Raw genomic sequence first — 18,819 nt, forward strand, 5'->3', positions numbered from 1 at the left:
CCCATGAGTAGCATTACTGGCAGAGCCAAAAAGCCGATAACCACGTCCATAGGACGTGGTATTCAGTTAGAAATAAATAAGGCGGCCAATTGGCCGCCTCGGTAACGTTTATCGCTGAAGGGTTATTTGCATTCGGCCTGCGCGATACCGTCGAGATAGCGTTCGGCATCCAGTGCGGCCATACAGCCTGTTCCGGCTGAGGTGATTGCCTGGCGGTAAATATGATCCATGACGTCGCCTGCGGCAAATACGCCGGGGATGGAAGTCTGGGTCGCGTTACCGTGAATACCGGACTGCACCTTGATGTAGCCGTTTTCCAGCTCAAGCTGCCCGCCAAAGATCGCGGTGTTCGGGCTGTGACCGATCGCGATAAAGACGCCAGCGAGTTCTAACACTTTGGTCTGCTCAGCGTCTTTGGTGCTACGCAAACGCATCCCGGTGACGCCCATCTGATCGCCCAACACTTCGTCCAGCGTGCTGTCTGTATGCAGGATGATGTTGCCGTTTTTCACTTTTTCCATCAGGCGATTGATCAGGATCTTTTCGCTGCGGAAAGTGTCACGGCGGTGCACCAGGTGAACTTCAGAGGCGATGTTCGACAGATACAGTGCTTCTTCCACGGCGGTGTTACCACCACCGACCACTGCGACCTTCTGGTTGCGATAGAAGAAGCCATCACAGGTGGCACAGGCTGAAACCCCTTTGCCTTTGAACGCTTCTTCCGATGGCAGGCCTAAATAACGGGCCGATGCGCCGGTAGCGATAATCAAGGCATCGCAGGTATATTCCCCGCTATCACCGAACAGGCGGAAAGGGCGGTTCTGCAGATCGACGCTGTTGATATGATCAAACACGATCTTGGTGTCGAACTTTTCTGCGTGCTCACGCATCCGCTCCATCAGCGCCGGGCCGGTCAAGCCTTCGGCATCGCCTGGCCAGTTCTCGACTTCAGTAGTGGTGGTCAGCTGACCACCTTGCTCCATACCGGTGATCAATACCGGATTCAGGTTCGCGCGTGCTGCATAAACCGCTGCGGTGTAGCCAGCCGGGCCAGAGCCCAGGATCAATAATTTGCTATGTTTAGCCGTGCCCATGAATAACCTCGTTTCCCACAATGGCGGACAATAGAACCGATTGTAGGGAAAATGCGGCAGTAAAAAAAGCGCCAGGGGATGTTGTTACCGATTTGTTTGATAACCAGCACCTATTAGCCGATATTTTATCAACGGGGAGGGGGGGTAACGACAGCAATAATTTTGTACAGCAATAGGTTAAAAATGCGGTTCTTGTCGGGTTTATGTGGGTAACTGCCCGGTTTTGAATGGGGGGAATTCCTAACAAAAAATCAGGTACTCACTTTTGCTGGCGGTACGTTCTACTGATTTTACTTCTTTTACTTTGACAATCCGCTGCGCATTTGCGAAAACATCATAGGAAGAAGAAATTAACCCCGTGCCAGTAGCAAACTGTAGGCATTTTCGCCACCGAGGCAGAGCATTGTCGGGTCGCGATGGGTGAGGGAGAGTTTGCCCTGGCGGTGGTTGATGGATTTCTGAACGTAAATCATTTGAATTCGTTGCCCTGAGGTGACAGACAGGCTGGGCAACGGCGGAAGATGGTAGGGACGAATAGTGACGAAGCACAAGGGCGGTGGGTATTACGTATCTTGTTCCCCTCTGGGGAGTGAACCGCTTAACATAGGCATCGAGTCTTCGCTTGGAACAAATCCTTGCACATTGACGTTGGCTAGGGTGTGGCAAGTGCAGGGAAGAACATAAGAGAGACAATAATAATGGTAGATACTAAAAAACGCCCGGGTAAAGATCTCGACCGTATTGATCGCAACATCCTTAATGAGTTGCAGAAGGATGGGCGCATTTCGAACGTCGAACTTTCGAAGCGCGTGGGGTTATCCCCAACTCCTTGTTTGGAGCGTGTACGTCGTCTTGAGCGTCAAGGCTTTATTCATGGGTACACCGCATTGCTTAACCCGCATTATCTGGATGCTTCCCTGCTGGTCTTCGTGGAAATCACGTTGAACCGCGGTGCGCCGGATGTGTTTGAGCAATTCAACTCTGCGGTGCAAAAACTTGAAGAAATTCAGGAGTGTCATCTGGTTTCCGGTGATTTCGACTATCTGTTGAAAACCCGTGTGCCAGATATGTCAGCTTACCGTAAGCTGTTGGGCGAAACTCTGTTGCGTTTACCGGGGGTTAATGACACCCGTACTTACGTCGTGATGGAAGAAGTCAAACAGAGTAACCGTCTGGTTATCAAAACACGGTAAGGTGCAGGTGCAAAACCTGATTAAATTCGTTACACTCCTGTTTATTCATACAGTTTTGGCGCCGAGGAAACTTCTCGGCGCTGTTACTCTATCCGTCAACAGGAACCTGGAGTGCCTTTCTTGAGCCAGGAATACACAGAAGATAAAGAAGTTACCCTGAAAAAACTCAGCAGTGGGCGGCGTTTGCTCGAGGCTGTGTTGATCGTGGTGGCAATTTTTGCCGTTTACCTCATGGCTGCGTTGGTCAGTTTCAATCCTTCTGATCCTAGTTGGTCGCAAACAGCCTGGCATGAGCCTATCCACAATCTGGGCGGCGGAGTAGGCGCATGGTTGGCCGATACGTTGTTCTTCACCTTTGGGGTCCTTGCCTATGCGATCCCACCGATTATGCTGGTGTTGTGCCTGTCGGGTTACCGTCGGCGCGATAACGGCGATTACGTCGATTTCTTTGGACTCTCGTTGCGTTTGATCGGCACATTGGCGCTGGTGCTTACCTCGTGTGGCCTGGCGGCGCTTAACGTTGACGACCTCTATTACTTCGCTTCTGGCGGGGTGATTGGCAGCCTGTTAAGCAATGCCATGTTGCCGTGGTTTAACGGTATTGGTGCCACTTTGGCGCTGCTCGGCATTTGGGCGGTGGGGCTGACCCTGTTCACCGGTTGGTCGTGGCTGGTCATTGCGGAAAAAATTGGTGGTGTGGTGCTGGGAGCCGCTACCTTTATGACTAACCGTTCACGCCGTGAAGACCGCTATCACGACGATGACGATGTCGTGTTCGATGAGCGCGAGGAAAGCGGTCAAAATGTGGCCCCGACTGCCGCCATGGCAGATGAGGATGACGTGTTGTTCTCTGCGCCTTCCGTGACCGAAACCGCGGAAGAAGAAGCGCAAGATGCCGCCGATCCTTTATTGAGTGGTTTGCGCGCCAGCGATGATGACCTCGTACCTGCCGAGCCAGCGCTGGTCGTTACCGATATCCCGGTAATGCCAAACGCGGCAGTTCAGGCTCCGGTCACCGTAGCCCCGGTAGCGCCCGCTACTGTTAGTCAGCATTCATTAACCCCTGCGCAGCCACAAGACACGCCGCCGCTGTATTCGTTTGAATTGCCTGAAGAGACACCGGCACCGAGAACGACGCGCGTAGCGGAGCCTTATCGTGAAGAATATGAGCCGCGCCTAGGTGACTGGCAGGCCCCAGTTACGCCAAAACCAGAGCCGTCACCGTTTGATTTCTCTGCGGCCCAGCGGGATAGCGACGATGTCATTGGCTCAACGGGCTTCAGCGTCAGAGAAGTAGCGAAGCCAGCGGCAGTTGCCGCAGCGACAGCGACTGCTAGCGCGGTGAATAATACCTTCATGCCTGCGTTTACTGCTACCAGCGATGCGAGCTCGCAGGTCAAGCAGGGCATCGGCCCGGAACTGCCGCGGCCAAATCCAGTGCGTATTCCAACCCGGCGTGAGCTGGCCTCCTACGGCATTAAGCTGCCTTCGCAGCGGATAGCGGAGCAGGAGCAGCGCAACCGAGGGGATGAGCCTCAGCCAGAGCCGGTCAGCAATCCGCAGGAAGAAGACGAAGTCTTGCAGGAGGCTGCATTGCGTCAGGCCTTTGCCGAACAGCAAAGCCAGCGCTATGGCGAAGAGTATTCGCAAGAAGAGCACCAACAAGATGACGAAGATGCGTTGCGTGAGGCTGAACTTGGCCAGGCATTTGCCGCGCAGCAACAGGCACGCTATGGCGTAGAAGAACCGCAGCCAGAATCAGTACCGGCCCCGGTGACTCGCCCGGTGGATACTCGCCAGGCCTATAGCTTCTCACCGATGGCGGATCTGGTGGATGACGGCCCAACCGAGCCGCTGTTCACCCTCTCGCCACAGCTTGAGGACAGCATCGAGCTGGAAAGCGAACTGGAAGATGACGTGCCTTTCGGTCAGTTTGAGCCTGAGGTGCCCGCTTATCAGGCACCGCGTCCGCAAACTTCCCCTGCGCCTGGTTACCAGCCGCAACAGGCTTATCAGCCACCCGCTCAACAGCAACCGTCAGCGCCTGCGATGGACAGCCTGATCCATCCGTTCCTGATGCGTAATGATATGCCGCTGCAGAAGCCGACTACGCCACTACCAACGCTGGATCTGTTGACCGAGGCCCCGAAAGAGGTCGAACCGGTCGATACCTTTGCGCTGGAACAGAAAGCGCGGCTGGTGGAAGCCAGCCTGGCGGATTATCGCGTCAAGGCCGACGTGGTCGATATTCTGCCTGGCCCGGTCATTACCCGCTTCGAACTGGATTTGGCTCCTGGCGTCAAAGCTGCGCGCATCTCCAACCTGTCGCGCGATCTGGCACGTTCATTGTCAACTTCCGCCGTGCGTGTGGTAGAGGTGATCCCGGGTAAGCCTTACGTCGGGCTGGAACTGCCGAACGTCAAACGGCAAACCGTGTATCTGCGTGAAGTGCTGGATTGCCCAGCTTTCCGCGACAATCCATCACCTCTGGCGATCGTATTGGGTAAAGATATCGCGGGGCAGCCGGTGGTCGCCGATCTGGGTAAAATGCCGCATCTGCTGGTGGCTGGTACCACCGGTTCCGGTAAGTCGGTCGGGGTCAACGCCATGATCCTCAGTATCCTGTATAAGGCCACGCCGAAAGAGGTGCGCTTTATCATGATCGACCCGAAAATGCTGGAACTGTCGGTCTATGAAGGCATCCCACACCTGCTGACCGATGTGGTTACCGATATGAAAGACGCCGCCAATGCCTTGCGTTGGTGCGTGGCCGAGATGGAGCGCCGCTATAAGCTGATGTCTGCCTTGGGGGTTCGTAACCTGGCAGGCTACAACGAGCGGGTCGATCAGGCTGAGGCAATGGGGCGGCCAATCCCGGATCCATTCTGGAAGCCAAGCGACAGCATGGATATCACGCCGCCGGTGTTGGAAAAAGAGCCGTACATCGTGGTGATGGTGGATGAATTTGCCGATCTGATCATGACGGTGGGTAAAAAGGTTGAAGAGCTGATCGCTCGCCTGGCACAGAAAGCGCGTGCTGCGGGGATCCACTTGGTGCTGGCAACTCAGCGGCCTTCGGTGGACGTGATCACCGGCCTGATCAAGGCCAACATCCCGACGCGTATTGCCTTTACCGTATCCAGCAAGATCGACTCCCGCACCATTCTCGACCAGGGGGGAGCGGAATCCTTGCTGGGGATGGGTGACATGCTGTATCTGGCACCGAACTCCTCAATACCGGTGCGTGTGCACGGCGCGTTTGTCCGCGATCAGGAAGTTCATGCCGTGGTCAAAGACTGGAAAGCGCGTGAGCGGCCGCAGTATAAAGAGGGCATTCTCAGCGCCAGTGAAGACGGTGAGGGGGGGGCAGGCGGTGGTCTGGATGGTGATGAAGAGCTGGATCCGTTGTTCGATCAGGCGGTCGAGTTTGTGGTGGATAAACGCCGCGCCTCGATTTCTGGCGTACAGCGTCAGTTCCGCATCGGCTACAACCGTGCCGCGCGGATCATCGAACAGATGGAAGCGCAGGGCATTGTCAGCGAGCAGGGGCATAATGGTAACCGTGAGGTACTCGCTCCGCCACGGCATGATTGATTGCCACCAGGCACTGTAACCATAATAAAAGGGCCGCTTTGCGGCCCTTGTGCAAAGAAGCGTAAACCCCTGCTTTATCGGAATAGTGCTCTGGCTGTCGGCCGAGTGCTTCGGGTAGAGTGGAGGTGTTCAGGGTTATATTGACCCAGCTTGCGGTAAACGCATTTCATAAGGTATCTGGAATAATGAAAAAACTGTTGATTGCCTGTTGTCTGCTTTCGGGATTCGCGTCTACTTCCGTGTTGGCGGATGCGGCGCAAGATTTGCAAAGTCGTCTGGCGAAAGTAAACAGTTTCCATGCCAGCTTCTCCCAATCTGTCACCAGTAGTGACGGCGCTGCTGTGCAGCAAGGGGAAGGCGAATTATGGGTAAAACGCCCCAATCTGTTTAACTGGCACATGACCTCGCCTGATGAAAGCATACTGGTTTCGGACGGTGAGACCCTGTGGTTCTACAACCCGTTCGTTGAGCAGGTGACGGCTACCTGGTTGAAAAATGCCACCGGCAATACGCCTTTTATGCTGATCACTCGTAACGATGCTAACGACTGGAAACAGTACAACGTGAAGCAGAAAGGCGATGATTTCGAACTGACGCCAAAGGCCAGCAGCGGTAATTTGAAGCAGTTTGCCATCACCGTGACCAATAGCGGCACCATCAAGAGCTTTGCCGCGGTTGAGCAGGATGGCCAGCGCAGCGCTTATCAGTTGAAGAGCCAGCAGAGCAGCAGCGTTGATGCGGCCAAATTCAAATTTACCCCACCGAAGGGGGTGACGCTGGACGACCAGCGCCAGTGAGGTCTACGTGAGCAACATGTCACTCGATTTTTCCCACAATGAGTTCCAGCCACTGGCCGCGCGTATGCGGCCAACCACGTTGGCGCAATACATTGGCCAGCAGCATTTGCTGGCCCCGGGCAAGCCGTTGCCACGCGCCATCGAGGCGGGGCAGTTGCACTCGATGATCCTGTGGGGGCCACCGGGAACCGGGAAAACGACGCTGGCAGAGTTGATTGGCCGCTATGGCCGGGCCGATGTTGAGCGTATCTCAGCGGTGACCTCCGGCATTAAGGAGATCCGTGAAGCCATCGAGCGCGCCCGGCAAAATCGCGATGCTGGCCGTCGCACCATCCTGTTTGTTGACGAAGTCCACCGCTTCAATAAAAGCCAGCAGGATGCTTTCCTACCACACATTGAAGACGGCACCATTACCTTCATCGGTGCCACTACGGAAAACCCTTCCTTTGAACTGAACTCGGCGTTGCTGTCCCGTGCGCGGGTGTATCTGCTCAAAGCGCTGACGGCGGACGACATCGGCCAGGTGCTGGATCAGGCTATGGAAGACCGGGCGCGTGGTTTTGGCGATCAAAACATCGAGCTGCCGCCAGAAACCAGACGTATGCTGTCGGAACTGGTAGGTGGCGATGCCCGCCGCGCTTTGAACAGCCTGGAGATGATGGCCGATATGGCTGAAATCGACGGCAAAGGCATGCGGGTATTAACCCCGGAGTTGCTCAAAGAGGTTTCCGGTGAACGCAGTGCGCGCTTCGATAACAAAGGCGATCGCTATTACGATCTGATTTCTGCGCTGCATAAATCCGTGCGTGGTTCGGCACCGGATGCCGCCTTGTACTGGTATGCGCGTATTATTACCGCCGGTGGCGATCCGCTGTATGTGGCGCGCCGCCTGCTGGCCATTGCCTCTGAGGACGTTGGCAATGCCGATCCACGTGGAATGCAAGTGGCCATTGCTGCCTGGGATTGCTTCACTCGCGTGGGCCCTGCGGAAGGCGAACGCGCTATTGCTCAGGCGATCGTCTATCTGGCCTGCGCGCCAAAAAGTAACGCCGTCTATACGGCCTTTAAAGCGGCTATGCGTGATGCCAAGGAGATGGCGGACTATGACGTGCCAGAGCATCTGCGTAACGCACCGACCAAGCTGATGAAAGAAATGGGGCTGGGCGCAGAATACCGCTATGCCCATGACGAACCCAACGCCTACGCGGCCGGAGAGAGCTATTTCCCGGCGGAAATGGCCACGACGCGCTACTATCATCCAACCTCGCGTGGGCTGGAAGGTAAAATCGGTGAAAAGTTGGCATGGCTGGCTGAGCAGGATCAAAATAGCCAGACAAAACGCTACCGCTAGCGTTGCCGTTGCGGTAAGGTTAGCGGGTATCACACTTCTTTTATGCGGCTATACCATTGCGGCATAAAACACAATTTCTCTTTCAATAACAACAAGCACAGGATTAGCATGCTCGATCCCAATCTGCTGCGTAATGAGCTAGACGCAGTCGCCGTAAAACTGGCTCGCAGAGGCTTTAAACTCGATCTGGATCTGCTGCGTTCGCAAGAAGAGCGCCGTAAGGTTCTGCAGGTAGAAACTGAAACACTGCAGGCAGAACGTAACTCCCGATCGAAATCCATCGGCGCGGCCAAAGCGCGCGGTGAAGATATCGAGCCACTGCGTCGCGAAGTGAACGAACTGGGTGACAAGCTGGATGCTGCCAAGGCCGCACTGGATAAGCTACAGAACGAGATCCGTGATTATGCGCTGGTGATGCCGAACGTACCGGACGATGCGGTGCCGGATGGCAAAGACGATAGTGAAAACCTGGAAATCTGCCGCTGGGGCGAACCGCGTCAGTACGATTTCCCGGTGCGCGATCACGTTGAGCTGGGCGAAATGGCCGGTGGGCTGGATTTCGCCGCTGCGGTGAAACTGACCGGTGCGCGCTTTGTGGTGATGAAAGGCCAAATTGCCCGTATGCACCGTGCGCTGGCCCAGTTCATGCTGGATCTGCACACAGAACAGCACGGCTATCTGGAAACCTATGTGCCTTATCTGGTAAACCATGCCACGTTATACGGCACAGGTCAGTTGCCAAAGTTTGGTGAAGATCTGTTCCACACCAAACCGCTGGAAGAAGAATCTGAAAGCAGCAACTATGCGCTGATCCCGACGGCAGAAGTGCCTGTTACCAATCTGGTGCGTGACGAGATCCTCAATGAAGAAGATCTGCCGCTGAAAATGACCGCGCATACGCCATGCTTCCGTTCAGAAGCGGGTTCTTATGGTCGTGACACCCGTGGTTTGATCCGTATGCACCAGTTCGATAAGGTTGAAATGGTGCAGATAGTACGCCCGGAAGACTCGATGGATGCGCTGGAAGAATTGACCGGCCATGCGGAGAAAGTGCTGCAACTGCTTAACCTGCCGTACCGTAAAGTGCTGCTGTGTACCGGTGATATCGGCTTTGGTGCTTGCAAAACCTACGATCTGGAAGTGTGGCTGCCTGCGCAGAACACCTATCGCGAGATCTCTTCCTGCTCCAACATGGGAGATTTCCAGGCGCGCCGTATGCAGGCTCGTTGCCGCAGCAAGATCGAGAAGAAGCCACGTCTGGTACACACGCTGAACGGTTCTGGTTTGGCCGTAGGCCGTACTTTGGTCGCAGTGTTGGAAAACTACCAGCAGGCCGATGGTCGTATTCAGGTGCCAGAAGCATTGCTTCCTTACATGGGCGGCCTGGAATATATCGGTTAATCCGTTTCACTGTGGTAGCAAAATAGTGTATCGAAAGCGCCTACGGGCGCTTTTTTCGTATGAATAATTTTCATTTACGAATGAAAGCCATATTTATTGATAGCAGACAAAGTTTACTACCCCCTAATGAGTAATATCCTCACTTATGGAGGGGTATTATTTTCCACATCAAATCACCCAGCGCTAATTCAGCTCCCTCCTGTCTCTGCCTACCAAGGCATGACTTTTCCCGTTATTGGGGCAAAACCAGGAGTGAGCTATGTCGAAGCAAAAATCCGCAACATCATCATCCACTGGTATCAGCCGCCGTACGCTGATGAAATCTGGCACGGTAGCGGGGTTGACCCTGGCCGCTGGCGGTTTTTCGTTGCCTTTTAGCCGCCATGCAGTAGCAGAAACGGTCGGCACCGCAGTGCAACCTGTGCCGCAGGACAAAGTGGTGTGGGGCGCTTGCTCGGTTAACTGTGGCAGCCGCTGCGCCTTGCGGCTACACGTGCGCGATGACGAAGTTTACTGGGTTGAAACCGACAATACGGGCGACGATGTCTATGGCAACCATCAGGTGCGCGCCTGCCTGCGTGGCCGCTCCATGCGCCGGCGAATGAACCACCCGGAACGTCTGAATTACCCAATGAAGCGCGTCGGCAAACGTGGCGAAGGTAAATTCAAACGCATCAGTTGGGAAGAGGCTTACAGCGAAATTGCCGCCAGCCTGCAACGTATCGTCGCCAAGTACGGCAATGAAGCGGTTTACATCAACTATACCTCCGGCATTGTCGGCGGCAATATCACCCGCTCTTCGCCTTATGCCTCGTTGGTTGCCCGCCTGATGAACTGTTACGGCGGTTTTCTCAGCCACTATGGCACTTACAGCACTGCTCAGATCGCCTGCGCCATGCCTTATACCTACGGCAGCAATGAGGGCAATAGCACCTCTGATATCGAAAACAGCAAACTGGTCGTACTGTTCGGCAACAATCCGGCAGAAACCCGCATGAGTGGCGGTGGCATCACCTACTTCCTGGAGCAGGCGCGGGAACGTTCAAACGCGCGCATGATTGTCATCGATCCGCGTTATACGGATACGGCAGCCGGGCGAGAAGATGAGTGGATCCCGATCCGGCCAGGTACCGATGCGGCATTGGTCGCTGGCTTGGCACACGTGCTGATCAGCGAGAACCTGGTCGACCAACCGTTCCTGGATAACTACTGCGTGGGTTACGATGAGAAAACCTTACCCGCAGGTGCGCCTGCTAATGGCCACTACAAGGCCTATATCTTGGGGCAGGGGCCGGACGGCGTTGAAAAGACCCCTCTGTGGGCATCACAGATCACCGGCATTCCGGCCGACCGTATCATCAAGCTGGCGCGTGAAATCGGCAGTGCCAAACCTGCTTATATTTCGCAAGGTTGGGGGCCACAGCGCCAGGCGAATGGTGAGCTGACTTCGCGGGCCATTGCCATGCTACCGATCCTGACCGGCAATGTTGGGATCAGCGGCGGTAACAGCGGCGCGCGTGAGTCAACCTACACCATCACCATTGAACGGATGCCGGTGCTGGAAAACCCGGTAAAAACGCAGATTTCCTGCTTCAGCTGGACCGATGCCATCGCTCGTGGCCCGGAAATGACCGCCAAACGTGATGGAGTACGCGGTAAAGACAAGCTGGACGTGCCGATCAAGTTCATCTGGAACTATGCCGGTAACACCATCACCAACCAGCACTCCGATATCAACAAAACCCACGACATTCTGCAGGATGACTCGCAGTGTGAAATGATCGTGGTGCTGGAAAACTTTATGACCTCCTCGGCGAAATATGCCGATATTCTGCTGCCGGATCTGATGACGGTCGAACAGGAGGACATCATCCCGAATGACTATGCCGGCAATATGGGCTACCTGATCTTTATCCAGCCGGCCACCTCTGCCAAGTTTGAGCGCAAACCCATCTATGAAGTGATGAGCGAGGTAGCGCGTCGCCTTGGGCCTGAGGTACACCAAAAATTCACCGAAGGGCGCACTCAGGAGCAGTGGCTGCAATACCTTTACGCCAAGATGCTGGAGAAGGACCCGCAGTTGCCGTCGTATGAAGCCTTGCGCAGCATGGGTATTTACAAGCGTAAAGATCCCAATGGGCACTTTGTGGCCTATAAAAAATTCCGTGACGATCCCACGGCCAACCCGCTGAAAACCCCCTCGGGCAAGATCGAAATCTATTCCGCCAAGCTGGCAGAGATCACCAGCAGTTGGGAGCTGGAGAAAGACGAAACCATCAGCCCGCTGCCGGTCTATGCCTCAACCTTTGAAGGTTGGGATGACCCGTTGCGTAACACCTATCCGCTGCAAATGTTCGGTTTCCACTATAAGGCCCGGACTCACTCCAGCTACGGCAATATTGACGTATTGCAGGCGGCTTGCCCGCAGGAAGTGTGGATCAACCCGCTTGATGCCAGCCAACGCGGCATTGCCAGTGGTGAAACGGTGCGGGTATTCAATGGCCGTGGCGAAGTTCGCGTGGCCGCCAAGGTGACGCCGCGCATCATGCCGGGCGTGGTAGCAATGGGGCAGGGAGCCTGGCATCAGGCCAACATGAACGGCGATCGTATCGATTACGGAGCCTGCATGAATACGCTCACCACCCACCGGCCATCGCCGTTGGCGAAAGGTAACCCGCAGCATACCAATCTGATCGAGATCGAAAAGATATGAAATAACAATCATTATCAATAAATGCCGAAATATCAGCGATTTATTGATTGTGAACAAGGTGGGGCTACCTCTTTTGGAGGATAGTTTCACCTAACGCGGGTCAAAATAAAAAAACCATTACCTGCCATTTTAAAACCGATCTGCGTAGTTGATTGCAGATTTTTGTAGCCATACCCCTGGCTGATTGAAGCAACCCAGAGCGAAAATATTATGAGCGAGTCCCCCAAAAAACCTCTAGCTGGTTTCGCCTGCTCCAGGCGAAAGCTGGTTAAAAACAGTGCTATTGGCGGGCTTGCGCTCGCCGTTGGTGGCGTTTCCTTACCTTTTAGCCGTCGTGCCAGCGCCGAAAGTTCTCCCGCACCAGCCCTTGCCAAACCCGAAGAAAAAGTGGTGTGGAGTGCCTGTACCGTCAACTGCGGTAGCCGTTGCCCGCTGCGGATGCATGTGGTCGACGGTATGATCAAATATGTCGAAACTGATAATACTGGCAACGACGAGTACCAAGAGTTGCATCAGGTTCGTGCCTGCCTGCGTGGGCGCTCAATGCGCCGCCGCGTGTATAACCCGGACCGCCTGAAGTACCCCATGCTGCGCGTGGGCAAGCGGGGCGAAGGAAAATTCAAGCAGATAAGCTGGGATGAAGCCTACACGCTGATCGCCGACAACATGAAGCGCATCATCAAAGACTATGGCAATGAAGCCATCTATTTGAACTACGGCACCGGCACCTTGGGGGGCACGGTCACCCGTTCCTGGCCACCGGGGTCTACGCTGATCGCTCGCCTGATGAACTGCTGCGGTGGCTATCTGAACCACTACGGTGACTACAGCACTGCGCAGATCGCCATGGGGCTGAATTATACCTACGGTGGTTGGGCCGACGGTAACAGCCCGACGGATATTGAAAACAGCAAGCTGGTGGTGCTGTTCGGCAATAACCCAGGTGAAACCCGCATGAGCGGCGGTGGGGTAACTTACCTGCTGGAGCAGGCACGTGAGCGTTCGAATGCGCGCATGATTGTGATCGATCCGCGCTATACCGATACCGCCGCGGGCAGAGAAGACGAGTGGATCCCAATCCGTCCTGGCACCGATGCGGCACTGGTTGCCGGGTTGGCGCATGTGTTGATCCGCGAGAATTTGGTCGACCAGCCGTTCCTGGATAAATACTGCGTCGGTTATGACGAGAAAACGTTACCTACCGGGGCACCGGCCAATGGGCACTATAAAGCCTACATCCTGGGCCTGGGTGATGATGGCATTGAGAAAACGCCTGCCTGGGCCTCAAAAATTACCGGCATCCCGGTCGAACGCATCGTTAAACTGGCACGCGAAATTGGCAGTACCAAACCGGCATTTATTTCCCAAGGCTGGGGGCCGCAGCGCCATGCCAACGGTGAGTTGACCTCACGCGCCATCGCCATGTTGCCGATCCTCACCGGTAATGTCGGGATCCATGGCGGTAACACGGGGGCGCGTGAAGGATCCTACAGCCTGCCGTTTGTTCGGATGCCGACGTTGGAGAATCCGGTTAAAACCAGCATCTCCATGTTCATGTGGACTGATGCCATTCTGCGCGGGCCGGAAATGACCGCCAAGCGTGATGGTGTGCAGGGCAAGGACAAGCTGGACGTGCCGATCAAGTTTATCTGGAACTACGCCAGTAACTGCCTGATTAACCAGCACTCAGAAATCAACCGTACCCATGACATTCTGCAAGACGAGAAGAAGTGCGAGATGATTGTGGTGATTGATAATCACATGACCTCGTCGGCGAAATATGCCGATCTGGTGTTGCCAGATTGCACCGCCTCTGAGCAGATGGATTTTTGTCTGGATGCCTCCAGCGGCAATATGGGCTACGTCATCTTCGCCGATCAGGCGATCAAACCGCAGTTTGAATGTAAGAACATTTATGACATGACCAGCGAGATTGCCCGGCGTATGGGGGTTGAGCAGGCTTTCACCGAGGGGCGGACTCAGGAAGAGTGGCTGCGTCACCTTTATCAGCAATCCCGGGAAGCCATTCCGGCGCTACCGGAGTTTGAACAGTTCCTCAAGCAAGGCATTTTCAAGCAGCGCGATCCTGATGGCCACCATGTGGCTTACAAAGCATTCCGGGCCGATCCGCTGTCTAATCCGCTGAAAACGCCTTCAGGCAAGATCGAGATTTATTCTGCCCAACTGGCGGAGCTGGCAGCGACTTGGGAATTATCTAAGGATGACGTTATCGATCCGTTGCCAGTGTATGCGGCCGGTTTTGAAAGCCTGGACGATCCATTGAGTAGCAAGTACCCGTTACAGATGACCGGATTCCACTACAAAGCTAGAACCCACTCCACTTACGGTAACGTCGACGTGCTGAAGGCCGCTTGCCGCCAGGAGATGTGGATCAACCCGATCGATGCACAATCTCGCGGGATAGCCAACGGCGACCTGATCCGCATTTATAACGAGCGGGGTGAGGTACGCATCAATGCCAAGGTGACGCCGCGTATGTTGCCGGGCGTGGTAGCTATGGGCGAAGGAGCCTGGTATGCGCCAGACGGTAGCCGCATCGATCATGCTGGCAGTATCAACGTGCTGACTACCCAGCGTCCGTCGCCGCTGGCCAAGGGCAATCCTTCTCACACTAATCTGGTCCAGGTCGCCAAACTTTAAGGAGTAGCTGATGACTACGCAATATGGATTCTACATTGATTCAAGTCGTTGCACCGGCTGCAAAACCTGCGAGTTGGCCTGCAAAGACTATAAAAACCTGACGCCGGACGTCAGTTTCCGTCGCATCTATGAGTATGCCGGGGGCGATTGGCAGCAGGACGGCGATAGCTGGCACCAGAATGTATTTGCCTATTACCTGTCTATCGCCTGTAACCATTGCGAAGATCCCGCCTGCACCAAAGTGTGCCCAAGCGGTGCCATGCATAAGCGGGAAGACGGCTTTGTGGTGGTGAACGAAGAGGTGTGTATCGGCTGCCGTTACTGCCATATGGCTTGTCCATACGGCGCACCGCAGTACAACGAAGCGAAGGGGCATATGACCAAGTGCGATGGTTGTTATGAGCGCGTCGCCGTTGGCCAAAAGCCGATTTGTGTCGAATCCTGCCCGCTGCGAGCCCTGGATTTTGGCCCGATAGACGAACTGCGTAAACAACATGGCACCCTGGCGCAAGTGGCACCGTTACCGGCCGCGCATTTCACCAAACCGTGCATTGTACTGAAACCTAACGCCAACAGCCGCCCGAGTGGTGACACTACCGGCCATCTGGCTAATCCGAAGGAGGTTTAAAATGGGAACGGGATGGCATGAATGGCCGCTGATGGTATTCACCGTATTAGGGCAGTTTGTGGTGGGTGGCATCATCGTAATGGGGTTGGCGTTGATCGCCGGTAATCTGACCGATCGCCAGAGCAAGGCGGTACACGGTTCTATGTTTTTCCTGTGGTTGCTGATGGGGATCGCCTTTATCGCCTCCGTGATGCACCTGGGGACGCCGATCAGGGCCTTTAACTCGCTCAATCGCATCGGTGAGTCGGCGTTGAGTAACGAGATCGCCAGCGGTTCGGTATTTTTTGCGGTAGGTGGCCTCTATTGGCTGCTGGCCATGTTGAAAAAAATGCCGCAGGCGCTGGGTAAAGTCTGGCTGGTGGTCACCATGGTGCTGGGCCTGCTGTTTGTCTACGCCATGACGCGTGTCTATCAGATCGATACCGTACCGACCTGGCATAACGGTTACACCACACTGAACTTCTTCCTGTCGGTGTTTATCGGCGGCCCGTTGTTGGGTGTATTGCTGCTGCGGGCGGCCGGTTTGCAAGTGGCTGGCCGTGGTCAACTGATGATGATCAGCGTGCTGGCGCTGCTGCTTAGCCTGTGTTCGGCGCTGTTGCAGGGCAGTGAGTTGGCCACCATCAGCAGCTCGGTACAGCAGGCGTCGGCGCTGATCCCGGAATATGGCCAGCTTATGGTATGGCGGCTGGTATTGCTGGTTCTCGGCCTGGGTTGCTGGATTTGCCCGCAGTTGCGCCGTGGTAACGCCAGTGTGATGGGGTTGACCTTGGGCTTTGTGTTAGTCTTTGCCGGTGAGTTGATTGGCCGTGGCGTATTCTACGGCCTGCATATGACCGTTGGCATGGCCGTGGCTGGCTAACGTTAATCTGGGCGCGGCCTGGCTGCGCCCCTGGAGAAGCCCCAAGTTATGATGCTTGAAAAAATTGCCCTGACTGGCCGTGTGCTAGGTGTTTTATTGTATGCCCCACCGGAGAGCAAAGAGTGCCAGCCTTTACTGGATTCTCTGGCCGATCCGCAGTGGCTGACCGAATGGCCTTATGAAGGCGCTCAAGAGGCCGCAGCCCTGATTGCTGAGGGTTTGGCTGGAAACCAGTCGGAAACGCTGTCAGAGGCTTATCAACGCCTGTTTGTTGGCCCTCATACGCTAGTTGCTCCTCCTTGGGGGTCAGTCTATCTGGATAGAGAAAGCGTGCTGTTTGGTGATTCGACGCTGCGCCTGCGCCAATGGCTGCGGGTGAACGGTATCGAAGCCCAGCGCGACCAGAATGAACCAGAAGACCATATTGGCACCTTGCTGATGATGGTGGCTTGGCTGGCCGAAGAGAAGCAGCACAAAATGATTTCCGGGCTGATTGCGCTGCACATTCTTCCGTGGGCACCGCGTTATCTGGAGCTGCTGCAGCAACATGCTGGACATCCGTTCTACCAAGGCGTGGCGCAGTTGGCACAAATCACGCTGGCAGCCTGGGCGGAAGAGTGCCCGACACCGGTGCCGAGCCTGGAACTGTATTTCTGATGAACAACGACCAGCAGTTATCTGCGCAAGGCAATAGCCGACGCCGGTTGCTGACTGGTTGGCTTGATCGTAATAAAGCCTTGCCGGAGCGGGGGGCGTCCTCTGTGACATTGCCTGTGGTGGCTCGTCCACCTCAGGCTTTGCCGGAGGCGTTGTTCAGTACGTTGTGCAACGGCTGCGGCAGCTGCGTAAGCAGCTGCCCGTACGGTTTATTGAGCATCGATCAAGGCAAGGCGGTATTGAGCATCGATTTCACCGAGTGTGATGTCTGCCGCAAATGCACCACCGCCTGCCAAACAGGGGCGCTGCGTGACAAAATGCCCTGCGACACGCTGCTGCGCCCGCAAATCAGCCATAGCTGCCTGGGGCGGCAAGACAGCTGCCGGATGTGTACCATCAACTGCCCACAACAGGCTTTATCCTTCCAGCTTTCTGAAAGTGGTGCCCGCCAATTACAGTGTGACGATATGCTGTGCAATGGCTGCGGGTTGTGCAAGCTATCCTGCTTTCATGGACATATTTCCTTGGCTGCCTCGGGTGAAAAATCGTTGCCGGAACAGCTATAAAACCCGTTTTACCCCATTGCTAAACATATTGTGCGATCGCCCATTAACCGCCGATTGACTTTTTTATCGCCAGTGGCATGATGCGCGCACTCTAGTCTGTCTGTTCGGTTTCAATTTCACTATGTCCGCATATTCTCGCCCAGTGCTAATGTTGCTCTGCGGCCTATTGCTGCTTACGGTTTCCATCGCCGTTTTGAACACTTTGGTTCCTCTCTGGTTAACGCATGCCCAATTGCCAACCTGGCAAGTAGGGATTGTCAGTTCGTCTTACTTTACCGGTAACCTGCTGGGAACGCTGGTGGCGGGCAAACTGATCAAGCGGATTGGTTTTACCCGCAGCTATCATCTTGCCTGTCTGGTCTTTGCCCTCGCAACCGTGGGGATGGTGCTGTCGCTGGATTTCTGGAGCTGGGTCGGCTGGCGCTTTTTTGCCGGGGTAGGGTGTGCCTGGATTTGGGTGATCGTCGAAAGCGCGCTGTTGCGCAGCGGTAATTTGAGTAACCGTGGCCAACTGCTGGCGGCGTATATGATGGTTTACTATCTCGGTACGGTTGCGGGGCAGTTGTTACTAAGCAGTGTTTCAACCCAGTTGTTGGATGTGGTGCCATGGGTGACCGCTGTTGTAATGGCTGCCATGCTGCCGATGCTGTTTGCTCGGGTGAATCACCAGGATGACGAGCCGCAGCAGGCCTCTATCTGGCAGATGTTTAAACGTCGTGATGCTCGGTTGGGCATTAACGGCTGTATTATCTCGGGGATAGTGCTGGGCTCGCTGTACGGCCTGATGCCGTTGTATTTAAACCATCAGGGGATGAGTGATGCCAGCGTGGGGTACTGGATGGCGCTGTTGGTCAGTTCCGGCATCGTGGGTCAGTGGCCAATAGGGCGCTTGGCCGATCGCTATGGTCGCCTGCTGGTGCTGCGCATTCAGGTGTTCGTGGTGATCCTTGCCAGTATCGCGATGCTGGGTAACTATGCGATGGCTCCTGCGTTGTTTATTCTGGGGTGCTCGGGCTTTACCCTGTACCCGGTGGCGATGTCCTGGGCCTGCGAAAAGGTGCTGCCGCATCAGTTGGTGGCGATGAACCAGACATTGTTAATGAGCTATACCGTCGGCAGCTTGCTAGGCCCATCGATGACGTCGATGCTGATGCAGAGCTACTCCGATCGGCTGCTGTTTGTGATGATTGCGGTGGTGGCGCTGGTTTATCTGGTGATGCTGCTGAAGAAACCCGGCCATCATCACACTCCGTTGGCCGCAGCGTGAAATACAAAACCCGGCAGATGCGCCGGGTTTTTTGT

Annotated in this window: 14 protein-coding genes; 12 read left to right on the forward strand and 2 right to left on the reverse strand. The window is 55.2% G+C overall.

The genetic code is table 11. The features are described from left to right. Window positions 1–122: 122 nt before the first annotated feature. Together trxB and KAJ71_RS23465 are read right to left on the reverse strand one after the other, a co-directional pair. Window positions 123–1,094, reverse strand: a complete 972-nt coding sequence (gene trxB, locus KAJ71_RS15595; protein WP_248946584.1) for a thioredoxin-disulfide reductase — start codon at window positions 1,092–1,094, stop codon at window positions 123–125. A gap of 350 nt (window positions 1,095–1,444) precedes the next feature. Continuing rightward, window positions 1,445–1,567, reverse strand: a complete 123-nt coding sequence (locus KAJ71_RS23465; RefSeq protein ID WP_283106793.1) for a hypothetical protein — start codon at window positions 1,565–1,567, stop codon at window positions 1,445–1,447. 225 nt (window positions 1,568–1,792) lie between these two features. On the opposite strand from KAJ71_RS23465, the gene lrp reads away from it, so the two are divergent. The 12 genes from lrp (at window position 1,793) to KAJ71_RS15655 (ending at window position 18,784) form a co-directional block, all read left to right on the forward strand. After that, window positions 1,793–2,287, forward strand: a complete 495-nt coding sequence (lrp, locus tag KAJ71_RS15600; protein ID WP_021804943.1) for a leucine-responsive transcriptional regulator Lrp — start codon at window positions 1,793–1,795, stop codon at window positions 2,285–2,287. 120 nt (window positions 2,288–2,407) lie between these two features. Then, window positions 2,408–5,881, forward strand: a complete 3,474-nt coding sequence (locus KAJ71_RS15605) for a DNA translocase FtsK 4TM domain-containing protein (protein ID WP_248946585.1) — start codon at window positions 2,408–2,410, stop codon at window positions 5,879–5,881. Between the two features lie 185 nt (window positions 5,882–6,066). Then, window positions 6,067–6,678 (forward strand): outer membrane lipoprotein periplasmic chaperone LolA, encoded by a 612-nt coding sequence (gene lolA / locus KAJ71_RS15610; protein ID WP_248946586.1) that lies wholly within the window; start codon window positions 6,067–6,069, stop codon window positions 6,676–6,678. A gap of 7 nt (window positions 6,679–6,685) precedes the next feature. After that, window positions 6,686–8,029, forward strand: coding sequence for a replication-associated recombination protein A (locus KAJ71_RS15615; protein WP_248946587.1), 1,344 nt, complete (start codon window positions 6,686–6,688; stop codon window positions 8,027–8,029). 108 nt (window positions 8,030–8,137) lie between these two features. Beyond that, entirely contained in the window at window positions 8,138–9,430 is a 1,293-nt protein-coding gene (gene serS, locus KAJ71_RS15620; protein ID WP_248946588.1) for a serine--tRNA ligase, read from the forward strand. 259 nt (window positions 9,431–9,689) lie between these two features. Continuing rightward, on the forward strand, window positions 9,690–12,143 hold the full coding sequence (ynfE, locus tag KAJ71_RS15625) for a selenate/tellurate reductase subunit YnfE (RefSeq protein WP_248946589.1): 2,454 nt from the start codon (window positions 9,690–9,692) through the stop codon (window positions 12,141–12,143). A gap of 210 nt (window positions 12,144–12,353) precedes the next feature. Further along, on the forward strand, window positions 12,354–14,804 hold the full coding sequence (dmsA, locus tag KAJ71_RS15630; RefSeq protein WP_248946590.1) for a dimethylsulfoxide reductase subunit A: 2,451 nt from the start codon (window positions 12,354–12,356) through the stop codon (window positions 14,802–14,804). 10 nt (window positions 14,805–14,814) lie between these two features. Further along, the gene (locus tag KAJ71_RS15635; RefSeq protein WP_024529862.1) at window positions 14,815–15,432 is read left to right on the forward strand and encodes a DMSO/selenate family reductase complex B subunit; all 618 of its coding nucleotides are present in this window, start codon (window positions 14,815–14,817) and stop codon (window positions 15,430–15,432) included. Window position 15,433: 1 nt separating this feature from the next. Further along, entirely contained in the window at window positions 15,434–16,294 is an 861-nt protein-coding gene (locus tag KAJ71_RS15640) for a dimethyl sulfoxide reductase anchor subunit family protein (RefSeq protein ID WP_248946591.1), read from the forward strand. 48 nt (window positions 16,295–16,342) lie between these two features. Next, the gene (gene dmsD, locus KAJ71_RS15645; RefSeq protein ID WP_248946592.1) at window positions 16,343–16,951 is read left to right on the forward strand and encodes a Tat proofreading chaperone DmsD; all 609 of its coding nucleotides are present in this window, start codon (window positions 16,343–16,345) and stop codon (window positions 16,949–16,951) included. Continuing rightward, window positions 16,951–17,517: a ferredoxin-type protein NapF gene (gene napF / locus KAJ71_RS15650; RefSeq protein ID WP_248946593.1), complete on the forward strand. Its 567-nt coding sequence runs from the start codon at window positions 16,951–16,953 to the stop codon at window positions 17,515–17,517. The genes dmsD and napF overlap by 1 nt, the downstream gene beginning before the upstream one ends. Window positions 17,518–17,638: 121 nt before the next feature. Beyond that, window positions 17,639–18,784, forward strand: a complete 1,146-nt coding sequence (locus KAJ71_RS15655; RefSeq protein WP_248946594.1) for an MFS transporter — start codon at window positions 17,639–17,641, stop codon at window positions 18,782–18,784. The last annotated feature ends 35 nt before the right edge of the window (window positions 18,785–18,819 follow it).

Source organism: Serratia silvae (genome assembly GCF_023282985.1).
In the GTDB taxonomy this organism is placed as follows: Bacteria; Pseudomonadota; Gammaproteobacteria; order Enterobacterales; family Enterobacteriaceae; genus Chania; species Chania silvae.